At 60.6% G+C, this 11,804-nt stretch carries 9 protein-coding genes; 6 read left to right on the top strand and 3 right to left on the bottom strand.

All coding sequences use genetic code 11. The annotated features are described in order from the left end of the window. Positions 1-70: 70 nt before the first annotated feature. A complete protein-coding gene (locus tag WBV42_RS11390) occupies positions 71-886 on the bottom strand; it encodes an IclR family transcriptional regulator (RefSeq protein ID WP_423986139.1) in 816 nt (271 codons plus the stop codon). Between the two features lie 526 nt (positions 887-1,412). Further along, a complete protein-coding gene (locus WBV42_RS11385) occupies positions 1,413-2,657 on the bottom strand; it encodes a Zn-dependent hydrolase (RefSeq protein WP_423986138.1) in 1,245 nt (414 codons plus the stop codon). Positions 2,658-2,886: 229 nt separating this feature from the next. On the opposite strand from WBV42_RS11385, the gene WBV42_RS11380 reads away from it, so the two are divergent. The 5 genes from WBV42_RS11380 (at position 2,887) to WBV42_RS11360 (ending at position 9,596) form a co-directional block, all read left to right on the top strand. Continuing rightward, a complete protein-coding gene (locus WBV42_RS11380) occupies positions 2,887-4,518 on the top strand; it encodes an ABC transporter substrate-binding protein (RefSeq protein ID WP_423986137.1) in 1,632 nt (543 codons plus the stop codon). 14 nt (positions 4,519-4,532) lie between these two features. Next, entirely contained in the window at positions 4,533-5,492 is a 960-nt protein-coding gene (locus WBV42_RS11375) for an ABC transporter permease (RefSeq protein ID WP_253228789.1), read from the top strand. Then, positions 5,492-6,379 (top strand): ABC transporter permease, encoded by an 888-nt coding sequence (locus WBV42_RS11370; RefSeq protein WP_423986136.1) that lies wholly within the window; start codon positions 5,492-5,494, stop codon positions 6,377-6,379. Before WBV42_RS11375 ends, WBV42_RS11370 begins: the two co-directional genes overlap by 1 nt. Beyond that, positions 6,376-8,517, top strand: coding sequence for a dipeptide ABC transporter ATP-binding protein (locus WBV42_RS11365; protein WP_423986135.1), 2,142 nt, complete (start codon positions 6,376-6,378; stop codon positions 8,515-8,517). The genes WBV42_RS11370 and WBV42_RS11365 overlap by 4 nt, the downstream gene beginning before the upstream one ends. A gap of 317 nt (positions 8,518-8,834) precedes the next feature. After that, positions 8,835-9,596 (top strand): IclR family transcriptional regulator, encoded by a 762-nt coding sequence (locus WBV42_RS11360; protein ID WP_423986134.1) that lies wholly within the window; start codon positions 8,835-8,837, stop codon positions 9,594-9,596. Between the two features lie 30 nt (positions 9,597-9,626). Here the strand turns inward: WBV42_RS11360 and WBV42_RS11355 are convergent, their stop codons facing one another. Next, entirely contained in the window at positions 9,627-10,781 is a 1,155-nt protein-coding gene (locus tag WBV42_RS11355; protein ID WP_423986133.1) for a glycoside hydrolase family 18 protein, read from the bottom strand. Positions 10,782-10,930: 149 nt separating this feature from the next. Between WBV42_RS11355 and WBV42_RS11350 the strand changes: the two genes are divergently transcribed. After that, positions 10,931-11,731, top strand: a complete 801-nt coding sequence (locus WBV42_RS11350) for a creatininase family protein (RefSeq protein WP_423986132.1) — start codon at positions 10,931-10,933, stop codon at positions 11,729-11,731. Positions 11,732-11,804 lie beyond the last annotated feature (73 nt).

Raw genomic sequence — 11,804 nt, 5'->3', positions numbered from 1 at the left:
TTCGTGTCATGCTTTTTTCGTGGCCGTATTCGTAGCAATATCGTTCGAAACACGGGGATCGATTCCCTTCTCAGATGAAGTTCGGATGGTCGGATTCCTGTTCGGCCATGTTGATGTTCACCTCGATGACGTTCGCCGCGTTGGTGACTTTTTCGACCATCGTATCGTGATACTCCGCTTCGTTCATTCGATTGGTCGGGCCGGAAACGCTGACCGCTCCGAGAACGCGATCCTCCCTGTCCAGCACGGGTGCGCCGATAGCTTTGAGCCCCTCTATTTCCTCCTCGTCGTTGTAGGCGTATCCGCGCTCTCGAATCTCCTCCAATTCCGCGAGCAGTTCCTCGCGGTCGGTGATCGTGTTCTTCGTCTTGCGAACCAATCCGTAGCGGTCGATGATCCCGTTCACGCGCTCGGCCGGGAGCGATGCGAGGATCGACTTCCCGGTCGCGGAGAAGTGGAGATAATCCGGCTTCTGTAGTTTGCTCGTCTGGTAGTTGCTCCCCACCGCTTTCGCCCCCCTTACTTTGTAGAGGTTCACACTCAGCCCGTGCTGTTCGGTCGCAAGATGGGCGTACTCCCCCGTCTCGTCGGCCAAGCTCTCGATCTCCTCTTTACCGATACTGTACAACTTGTTCTGATTACGAACGTACTCTCCGAGGAGGAGGAACTGCAGCGACAGCGAGTACGTGCTCCCCTCCTGAACGACGAATTTGTTCTCACGAAGCGTCGCGAGATGGTTGTACACGGCACTTTTCGACATATCGAGGTGCTCCGCCAGTTCCGTCACTCCCGCCCCGTTCAACTCCTCCAGCGCTTGTATCACGTCGAACGCTCGCGTCACCGTTTTCAACGTGCGCGACGAGCCCGTTTCCGTTCGATCGGTCATGTGAGAGGATACCGAATCCAACCGTAATAGTGTTTGTATATGGTGCAGGGTTTTCCGGCGAGCAAAACCGATAGCAGTAAACGACCTTTATCGATATTGGAGATAATTGATTTTTTACATATTCGCCCTCAGTCCTCGAAACCCCGGTTTATCGCAGAATCACCTATTTCAATTTCTATCATAGTTGTTCTTCATACGTGCAAACCGTTTCTTGACATTCAGGCTTCGACACCGTATTTTTTACAGTATTTCGAACGGACAAATGATATCCCCGTAATTCACGGCGTATGAGTGCTCTATAGCCAGCCGCGAATTCATCCGATGTTCTCGATAGGTGCAATCCACTGTTCGGGCGTCGGTCGAATTCGGATCCACCAGCTATCGGATTCGTACGGTCCGATAGCCCGAAATGACGAGGATAGCGTTCCCACTGCCTTCGTGAATCGACCGAAAAATCGCCTGAACACGGTATCGATGCGCGTCTCGGCGACGTACGGGACCGTTCGTCCGACGAACTGGAACGGGACTATTCGCAGGCGAGTTGCTTCAGCGCACCGCCGAGTACCTGCGTCGCGGCGGCACAATCGTCCCAGTCGGTCCACTCCAACGGGTTGTGGGAAATCCCGTCCCGTGACGGGGCAAACAGCAAGCCAGCGTCCGTGACGTTCGCGACGTGCATGGTGTCGTGGGCCGCACCGGAGTGCAGTTCGAGCGTTTCGATACCCGCGTCGTCCCCGGCGGCACACAGGGCGGTTCGACAGCGCTCGCTCATCGGTACCGGGTGGCGGTTCCACGGGCGCTCGAACTCGGCGGTCACGGGGCGCTCGGTCTCGATTCGATCGAGACTCGTTCTGGCGCGGTCGATGACGTGTTCGATGGACTCCTGCTCGATGTCCCGGACGTCGAGGCTCAGTTCGACACGTCCCGGGATGACGTTCGGCGCGTTCGGTCGCACGTCGAGTTTACCGACGGTGGCGACCGCCGTGTCCGAATCCGTTTCGACGTCCGCGGCCGTTTCGATATCGAGAACGAACTCGCTGCTGGCAGCGAGCGCGTCCGACCGGTCCGGCATGAGCGTCGATCCCGCGTGATTCGCCTCGCCGGTAATCCCGACGGCACAGCGGGAGAGTCCCGTGATCGTGGTTACGACGCCTGCGGGAACGTCCGCCGCTTCGAGGCGCTCGCTCTGTTCGATGTGGAGTTCCAGCCACGCGTGCCACTCGTCGGCCGCAACCCGTCCATCCCCGCGAAAGCCGATGTCGTCGAGGGCGGATTCGAGGGTCACACCCGCGTCGTCTTCCAACGAGAGGGCCGTCTCGGGGGCCATCTCCCCGGCGGCGACTGCCGAACCGAGCAGGCCGCCGTCGAACCGTTGGCCCTCCTCCTCGGTGAAACAGACGACGTCGACCGGACGGGTCGGTTCGATTCTCGAATCCTGCATCGCTCGGACGCTCTCCAACGCCGCGTACACGCCGAGCGGGCCGTCGAAGATACCCCCCTCCGGCACCGAATCGAGGTGGCTCCCGGCCGCGACCGGTGCGGCGTCCGGATCAGCGCTTTCGGGCGTCCATCGGCCGACGATGTTTCCGACGCGGTCGATGCGAACGGTGAGTCCGGCGTCCCGCAACCGTTCGCAGAAGTATTCTCGCGCGTTTCTATCCGCCTCCGTTCCAGTGAGGACCGTCCGACTGTGGCCCTTCTCGACTGCGACCGATCCGAACGCCGCGTTGGCTTCGATATCACTCCGCAGTCGGTCCTCGCTTACTTGCATGCCTCTTCCGGGAGTTGTCCAACCCTCCTATTTGATTGTTTCTCAAATTGACACCGAACGTATGTCTTTCGTGATTTACCCCTACTTCATCGTGCGCGACTGGACGATTCCGAATCCCCACGCCGTCTCCACCGTCGTCCAGACCGATATCGGTCCGCTTTTTTCTCGTTTCAACTAAATATCCGCGAAATGCACAACATTTATCACGGGTAACTGAGTTCGATATTCTATGCCAAGCGATAGCAATAGCCGCGATGTTGTTGAAAATAGCGACACGGCCGGAAACGGACGCGTCGACCGCCGAGCATTCCTCGCCGCGACGGCGGCCGGCGTTCCGGTCGCGCTCGCGGGATGTCTCGGAGGGAACGATTCCGGCGGGTCGGACGGCAGTGGTGGAGGCGGCGGCGGAAGCCCGAAATCCGGTGGAACGCTCCAATGGGGCGGTGCCGTTCCGGTGCAGGGACTCGACCCGCACCTCGAAAGTGCCGCCGCGACCAACCGCGTGCTCGAAAACATCACCGAACCGCTCATTCGGTTGGCTCCGGACTACTCGCTCAAGCCCCATCTGGCGAAGAAGTGGACGACATCCGATGACAACACCAAACTGGAGTTCACGCTCGAAAAGGGTGTGAAGTTCCACAACGGCGACGAGATGACGTCCAAGGACGTGCTCGCGACCTTCGATCGGATCGCCAATGGCGATTATCTCGCCACCGGCTTTTTCGACTTCGTGGACTCGATGAAGAACCCGGACGACCACACCTTCGTCGTGCAGTTGTCCGAACCGTTCGCGCCGTTCCTCTCGCGGATGTCGACCGGCGAGATGCACATCGTCCCCGAAAAACAGGCGAAGAAGAAGAAGATCAATGCACCCATCGGGACGGGCCCGTACCAGTACGACAGTCGCGAGGTCGAAACCTCGTTCACGATGACGAAGTTCGACGACTACTGGAACGCCAGCGACGAGAACGGCCCGTTCCTCGACAAGATCGTCAAGAGCGAGATCAAGGACCCGGACGTGCGCCTCCAGTCGTTCCGTGCGGGTGAGTACGACTTCATCAACGGCGTCCCGCCGAAGGACGTCGAGTCGCTCAAAAACGACTCGTCCGTCCGCTTCGAAAAGCAGTTCCCGAAGGCGTTGGTCTACCTCGGACTGAACTGCAACAAGAAGCCGTTCAACAACAAACACGCCCGTCTCGCGCTCGATTACGCGCTCGACAAGGAGAAAATCGCCGAGGCCGCGCTGTACGGCACCGGTAAGACGACCGCGACGCCTGCGGCACCCGGCAGCCCGTGGGTCGACAAGGACATCAAACCGCGTCCGCGCGACCTCGACAAGGCCAAGGAACACCTGAAGAAGGCGGGAATGTCCGACGGCTTTTCGGTTTCGTTCAAGATTCCGCAGTCCTACCCGACGCAGGTGCAGGGGGCGAAAGTCATCTCCGACCAGGCATCCGACGCCGGAATCAACCTCAACATCCAGAAGATCACGTGGAGCACGTGGCTTTCGGACGTGTACAGCAAGCAGAACTTCGAGGCGACGACCAGTTCGTACCTCGCGCTGACGTACCCGGACGTCTCGTTCTACAAGTTCCTCCACCCGGATGGGGCGTTCTACTTCACCGGTTGGAACAACAGCGAGTACAACAAACTGGTCGAGAAGGCACGGCACATGTACGACGAGGACAAGCGTGCTAACCTGTACAAGAAAGCGACCAAAATCTTCCACGAGGACCGCGCGGGCCACCTTCTGCTCTGGTGGCAGGCGAACCTGTACGCCGGTTCGAAGAAGTACAAAGGTAAGATCGGAACGGCCGACGGTTCGACGCTCCGATTCGAAGACAACTGGTTGGACGAATAAGATGGAGGGACACCATGTCGATGTCTGATTATCTACTGCGGCGGTTGGGGTTCATGGTGTTAACCCTTCTGTTCGTGACGCTGATAACGTTCGTCGTGACGACGATCCTGCCCGGAAACGTCGCGTTGCTCATCCTCGGGCCGAACGCGACTGACAAGTCCATTCACGCGCTGCAGGCCCAGATGGGCCTCGATAAGCCCCTGTACGTCCAGTATATCGACTGGGTGCTCGGGCTTCTGCAGGGCGATATGGGGACGTCGCTTCGGTTCGGCGACCCCGTCATCTCGCTCATCGCCGAGAAGTTGCCGCGGTCGCTCCTGCTCGCCGGTGCAGCGACGGTCATCGCGGTCGTTCTGGCGCTGCCGCTCGGCGTCATCGCCGCGGTGAAACAGAACGACATGCCGGACCTGTTGGCGTCGATGTTCGGTTTCATCGGCGTGTCGATTCCGATCTTCCTGTGGGGACTGGTGTTCATCCTCGTCTTCGCCGTCTGGTTGAACGTCCTCCCGACCGGCGGATACGTCCCGCCGAGCGAGGACCCGATGGGGACGCTGACTCACCTCATCCTCCCGGCTTCGGCGATGGGATTCGCGCTCACCGCGTACATCATGCGGATGACCCGGTCGTCGATGCTCGAAGTGATGTCGGAGGAGTACATCAAGCTGGCTCGGTCCAAAGGCATGACCCAGCGGGTCATCGTCCTCAAACACGCGCTTCGAAACGCCATCATCCCGGTCATCACGGTCATCGCGTTTCAGTTCAGCTACGCCTTCGGCGGCGTCGTCGTGCTCGAACAGGTGTTCTACTGGCCGGGCATCGGCAAACTGATGCTGACCGCCATCCAGAGCCGCGACATCCCGCTGTTGCAGGGTTGTATCTTGGTCGTCGCGGTGATGTACATGCTCTCGAACCTCGCCGCGGACATCCTCTACGGCTACTTCGATCCGCGGATTCGCTACGGGGGGAGTGAATAATGGCGACCTCAACGTCGAACTCGACGACTTCTTCCGCGCGGATGGAGCGGTTCGAGCGGTTCGCCCGGCAGTTCAGGAACAACACCAAGGCCATGATCGGTCTCGTCATCGTGGTCGCGCTCATCGTGGTCGCGATTTTCGCGCCGGTCATCGCACCGTATTCGATCCAGAAGACGTCCATCTCCGACCGAACACAGCCACCGTCGGTCGACCATCCGTTCGGCACCGACGACCTCGGTCGGGATATCTTCAGCCGCGTCGTGATGGGAAGCCGTATCTCGCTGAAGGTCGGCTTCGGTGCCATTACCGGCGCGCTCCTGATCGGGACGGTAATCGGACTCGTCTCCGGTTTCTATGGCGGGATCATCGACGAACTGCTGATGCGGTTCATGGACGCCGCGATGTCCTTCCCGCCGATCCTTCTCGCACTGACCTTGTTGGTCGTTCTTGGGCCGGAACTCGACAACGTCATCATCGCGTTGGCGTTCGTGTACACGCCGTACATCGCCCGCGTCGCCCGGAGTGCGACGTTATCCGAGCGAAACGAGGCGTACGTCGAGGCGGCCATCGCCCGCGGGGAGGGCAATCCCTACATCATCTTCAGCGAGGTGTTACCGAACTGTTCGGCCCCGCTGCTCGTGCAGGGGTCGCTGAACATCGCCTTCGCGATGCTGGCGGAGGCGAGCCTGTCGTTCTTGGGGCTCGGTGCACAGCCACCGACGCCCTCGTGGGGGCTGATGATCAACAACGGGAGCGGCTTCATGCAGACCGCGCCGTGGATAATCATCTTCCCCGGTATCGCCATCGCCGTCACCGTCATCGGATTCAACCTGCTCGGTGACGGCCTCAGAGACGTTCTCGACCCCAAGGTGGATTCGATAGAATGAACCGAGAAAACACGAACGGCGGACGGCAGCCCCTCCTCGAAGTTCGCGACCTCAGGACGGAGTTCCTCACGGAGGACGGGGCAGTCGTCGCCGCAAACGACGTATCGTTCGCCCTCGATGCGGGCGAGACGATGGGCTTGGTCGGGGAGAGCGGTGCCGGAAAAAGCGTCACCGCCCGTTCCCTGCTCCAACTCATCGATACGCCCGGCGAGATCACCGGCGGCGAAGTTCTCTTCGACGGCGAGGACCTGCTCTCGCTCTCCGAGAAGGAGATGCGCGCTGTTCGCGGGAACAAAGTCGCGCTCATTCCGCAGGACCCGATGTCGTCACTCAACCCGGTGCTCACGGTCGGCGAACAGATCGTGGAGACGATCATGCACCACCAGGACAAGGACCGACCGGCGGCGCGCGAGCAGGCCATCGAGGTGATGCGGGACGTCGAGATTCCGGATGCGGCGGAGCGATTCGACGATTATCCCCACGAGTTCTCCGGTGGGATGCGCCAGCGTGTCCTCATCGCCATCGGACTCTCCTGTAAGCCGGATCTGATCATCGCGGACGAGCCGACGACGGCGCTCGACGTGACGACCCAGGCGAAGATCCTCGACCTGCTGAACGACCTGCAGGACGAGAAGGGGATGGCCATCCTGATGATCACGCACAACCTCGGCGTCGTCGCCCAGACGTGCGATCACGTCGGGGTGATGTACGCGGGTAACCTCGTCGAGACCGCGGAACTCGACGACCTGTTCGAGAACCCACGCCATCCGTACACGCGCGGTTTGATCGATTCGATTCCCCAAGCGGACGTACAGTACGACGAACTCCCGACGCTCGACGGGGCGATGCCGGACCTCACCGACTTGCCGCAGGGATGTAACTTCGCGCCGCGCTGTGCGTACGCGACCGAGGCGTGTCGAACCGGCGGGAATCCCGAACTCGCTCCGGTCGAAGGGACGACGTCGCGTGCGGCGTGCATCCACGCGAACGACCTCGATCTGAGTCAGGGGTACGAAGCCGAAGGGTCGGGACACGGACGGAAGCAAATCGACCGAAGCGGCGAGCCGCTGTTCGCGGTGAAGAACCTGAAGAAGCATTTCCCCGCTGGGGACGGTTTCTTGGGTAACCTCACGTTTTCGCGGTCCGATGGCGGACTCCCGACGCTCGAACGACAGGCCGTCAAAGCCGTCGACGGCATCGATTTCGACATCTACGAGGGTGAGACGGTGGGGCTCGTCGGCGAGAGCGGTTGTGGCAAATCGACGGTCGCACGCACCGCGTTGAAGCTCCTAGAACCCACCGACGGTGAGGTGTACTTCGAAGGTGAACCCATCCACGAGATGGGGAGTTCGGAAATCCGGAGCCTGCGCCGCGAGATGCAGATGATCTTCCAGGACCCGCAGTCCTCGCTCAACCCGCGAAAGACGGTGGGGCAGATAATCGGGCGGGCGATGGAGAAACACGACATCGCGACCGGCGAGGAAAAGCGGGAGCGAACCCGCGAGTTGCTGACGCGCGTCGGTCTCTCGCCGGATTCCATCCACAAGTATCCCCACCAGTTCTCCGGCGGACAACAACAGCGCATCGCCATCGCGCACGCGCTCGCCGTCGAACCGAAGCTTATCGTCTGTGACGAGCCGGTTTCGGCGCTCGACGTCTCCGTTCAGGCACAGATCCTGAACCTGCTGAACGAGATTCAGGCCGAGTACGGTCTCTCATACCTGTTCATCTCGCACAACATCGGCGTCGTGCAGCACATTTGTGACCGCATCGTGGTGATGTATCTCGGGAAGGTCGCCGAGGTCGGCACCGTAGACCAGGTCTTCTCGGCCCCGTTCCACCCCTATACCGAGAGCCTCCTCTCGGCGGTGCCACACGCGGACCCGGAACGAAAGAGCAACCGCATCCTGCTCGAAGGAAGCGTTCCGAGTCCGCTGAACCCGCCGTCGGGCTGTCCGTTCCAGACCCGCTGTCCGAAGAAAATCGGGGAAACCTGTGAGCAGACAGAACCCGTCTTGGAGGAAACGGAACCCGGTTCCGGCCATCGGATCTCGTGTCTCCTGTCGGTCGAGGAGATGAGCGAACGCCGGTCGGTCGGCGAACCGGTCGAATCGAACCCCGGCGAACGGGTCCAGTAACTCCAGCGGTTCACATTCCGTAGTCGCGTTTTCGACCCGTCCCCACGATGCGATCGTCTTCGGTCGAGTACCAACGGGTCCGTCGCCGGAAGGAATGAATATTTTTTGACTGTTTTTACTATTGTCGCGTAAACAACTTCAATGGTTTAAATAGGGTGGCTATTAGGAACCGGGTCATCATCGCGAATCGAGGAGGTCGTCAGCGGTCAGGATGGGCTCGAAAACATCGCTGGAAATCGAGGAGACCGATTGGGCACACCCCGTTTCGAAGGAAATTATATAGTGGTCCTCCGGGAAACGAAGAAGCGTAGAGGGCAATGACTCGAGAATCACCGACTCCCGTGAGGACGACCGCGCGTTCGTTCGACATCATCGAGACCCTGCGCGAACTCGACGGTGCCCGTCTCACCGAGGTTTCCGCCCATCTCGACCTCCCGGACAGCACGGTCCACAATCACCTCCGGACGCTCGTGCAGCGAGGCTACGTCGTCAGGGACGACAACACCTACTACGTGAGTCTCCAGTTCCTCGACTTCGGGGAGTACGCCCGCTCGCGACGCAAGGTGTACGAACTCGCCAAATCGGAGATCGACAAACTGGCCGACGAGACCGAAGAATCCGCGAACTTGCTCGTGGAGGAGGGCGGCCACGGCGTGTACATTTACAACGCACGCGGCGGCGATGCCATCCCTCTCGATACTCATCCCGGAAAACGCGTCCCGCTCCACGCGACCGCCTTGGGAAAGGTGATCCTCGCGTACCTCCCGGAAAGCAGGGTAAACGAGATCTTCGATCGACTGGGCTTGCCCGCCGAAACGCCGAAGACGATCACCGACCGCGAGGAACTCCGCACCGAACTGGAGCGCGTCCGCGAGAACGGACGCGCGGTCGACGACGAGGAACGCGTGCCCGGCATCAGATGCGTGGCGGTCGCCATCAAGAACGAGAACGGCCAAGTCATCGGAGCCATCAGCGTCTCAGGTCCGGCGAGCAGGATCGACGCCGACCCCGACGGTTCGCTTCTCGACGACCTCCTCAGGGCGAAGAACATCATCGAGTTGAAACTCGCACATGCGTGAGAAAGTCCGAAGAACCGAAACGAAACCCGACTACGGGTTCATCTTGTCGTGCATCGTCGAGACGAGAGTATTGCTCGCGTCCTGCGAAAGCTCCCAGCACATCGTCCCGCCGTAGCCGTTGTTCTTCACGAACTCCGATTTGTTTCCGATCGACGCCGCATCGTCGTAGGAGACGAACGTGTTTTCTGCCGCGGAATAGAGCCACGGAACCTGGGCCGTCGAATGCCAGTGGTACACGTAGTTAGACTGCGGTTCGATGTTCTGTTTGATATCGTAATAGGTCATCGAACTCGAAGAATCGAACGAGTTGAACAGTCCGTCGTCATCCGATGCGACGCCCGAATACGACCGTCCGTAGAACGGCATTCCCATGACGAGTTTGTCCTTCGCGATTGGTTTCCCTGCCCAATACTGCATGTGGTGTTTGACGTCGAACTCCGACGACGACTTCGGGGCCAAAAACGGCGCGTTGAAGTTGGTCTCGCTGCTCCAGTCCCCGTGATAGTCGTAGGTCATGACGTTGACGTGGTCGAGGTAGTCGCTGATGGTATCCACCTCGTAGGCATCGTCCACGATGTTCGGGTTCGGGGATGCCGCGATAGAGAGGTGCGTCCACGAACCGAATCGCGCGTTGAGTTCGTCCCGACACGCCTTCAGGAGGAGCGAGAAGTTGTGCGGGTCGGCGGACCGAATCGACCCATCCGGATACTCCCAGTCGAGGTCGAGACCGTCGAACTGGTACTCCTCCATGATATCGACGGCCGTCTTCGCGAACCGCTGGCGTCGCGTCGCCGTCGATGCGGCGTCCGAGAACGTCCCCGAGTACCATCCGGCGCTGATGGAGAGCATGAACACCGTGTTCGTATCGTCGTACGTCGCCAGTTCGTCCAGCAGGTCCGCGTCCGACGAACTACCGACGCTGACCGTCCCGTCCGACGCCACGTCGAGGAAGGCGAAGTTCAAGTGCGTGAGTTCGTCGAACGGAACGTCCGAAGGCGTGTAACTCCCCGCATACGAGGGATAGTACCCGACGACGCGATTGCCGCCACTCGCCGCCTCGGCCCCGCTCGCGGCGAGCGCGCCCGCCGTGACCATCGCGCCGGTTCCTTTGAGGAACGTTCGCCTCGACGCGTTCGTCGTCAGTTCCCGTTCGATTCCATCGAACCTCCGCTTTTCTCCCGCCATACCCGATTATAGAGGGCCATAATAATAAAATTTAGTTCTATATCTTTGAATTTTAATTCCGGTCGCCGCTCGATAGACTCGTCACGGCGTCGCCGTTCCGCCTTGACGGAACCCAAACCGTTATACGGCCGATACGAGCAGTGTATCCCATGACTGCAGCGATGCGTCTCTCCCCCGTCGCGTGGGCGGCGAAGACTCGACGCGAAATCCGCGATGTCGGCGCGGCCGATGGGTCGGTCGTCGTCATCCCCGTCGGTAGTATCGAACAGCACGGCCACCATCTCCCCGTCGCCACCGACACGTTGTTGGCCGACGCGGTCACCCACGCGGGCGCGGAGCGCGCCGCGGACGACGTACCGCTCCTCGTCACGCCGCCGGTGTGGTCTGGGTTTTCGCCCCACCACCTCTCGCTCGGGGGCACCATCTCGCTCGAACTGGACGACCTGCTCGACCTGCTCGCCGACGTGGCCGACACCGCGCTCGAAAACGGCTTCGACGGCATTTGCTTCGTCAACGGCCACGGCGGCAACGGCAACGCCATCGGGAGCGCCGTCAGCATCGTCGGCAAGGAACACGAAGAAGTGGAAGTCGCCGGACTGACCTACTTCCAACTCGCCGAACCGTTCATCGACGAGATTCGGGAGAGCGACGTCGGCGGGATGTCCCACGGCGGCGAGTTCGAAACGTCGCTCATGCGCCATCTGTACCCCGAACTCGTGAAGATGGACGAGGCCGACGCCGAATACTTGGACGAACCGTACGACCGCGGGATACAGGACCTCCACGTCGGCGGCCCGCTCTCGACCTACCGCCCGTTCGAGGAGTACTCCGATTCGGGAGCCATCGGGGACCCGAAACTGGCGACCGCCGAAAAGGGTGAAGAACTCCTCGACAGGTTGACCGAAGAGGTGGCCGACGTGTTTCGAAACGTCTCCGAGCAGGCGCAGTAACCGTTTATGGTTCCTCGACGCCCGGAATCGTCACCGGAAGTCGGCCGGTAAACTCGCCGCGGCCGACCAGCAG

Origin of the sequence: Haladaptatus sp. (genome assembly GCF_049589095.1) — an archaeon.
GTDB lineage: Archaea > Halobacteriota > Halobacteria > Halobacteriales > Haladaptataceae > Haladaptatus.
The sequence above is the reverse complement of the archived record's forward strand: the minus strand, read 5'-3'. Positions and strand labels throughout refer to the sequence as shown.

What these genes read in the sequence shown, in the direction of transcription:
- WBV42_RS11355 (WP_423986133.1), bottom strand. Translation starts at nt 10,781, where the DNA reads ATGGCGGGAGAAAAGCGGAGGTTCGATGGAATCGAACGGGAACTGACG.
- WBV42_RS11370 (WP_423986136.1), top strand. Translation starts at nt 5,492, where the DNA reads ATGGCGACCTCAACGTCGAACTCGACGACTTCTTCCGCGCGGATGGAG.
- WBV42_RS11350 (WP_423986132.1), top strand. Translation starts at nt 10,931, where the DNA reads ATGACTGCAGCGATGCGTCTCTCCCCCGTCGCGTGGGCGGCGAAGACT.
- WBV42_RS11385 (WP_423986138.1), bottom strand. Translation starts at nt 2,657, where the DNA reads ATGCAAGTAAGCGAGGACCGACTGCGGAGTGATATCGAAGCCAACGCG.
- WBV42_RS11360 (WP_423986134.1), top strand. Translation starts at nt 8,835, where the DNA reads ATGACTCGAGAATCACCGACTCCCGTGAGGACGACCGCGCGTTCGTTC.
- WBV42_RS11390 (WP_423986139.1), bottom strand. Translation starts at nt 886, where the DNA reads ATGACCGATCGAACGGAAACGGGCTCGTCGCGCACGTTGAAAACGGTG.
- WBV42_RS11380 (WP_423986137.1), top strand. Translation starts at nt 2,887, where the DNA reads ATGCCAAGCGATAGCAATAGCCGCGATGTTGTTGAAAATAGCGACACG.
- WBV42_RS11365 (WP_423986135.1), top strand. Translation starts at nt 6,376, where the DNA reads ATGAACCGAGAAAACACGAACGGCGGACGGCAGCCCCTCCTCGAAGTT.
- WBV42_RS11375 (WP_253228789.1), top strand. Translation starts at nt 4,533, where the DNA reads ATGTCGATGTCTGATTATCTACTGCGGCGGTTGGGGTTCATGGTGTTA.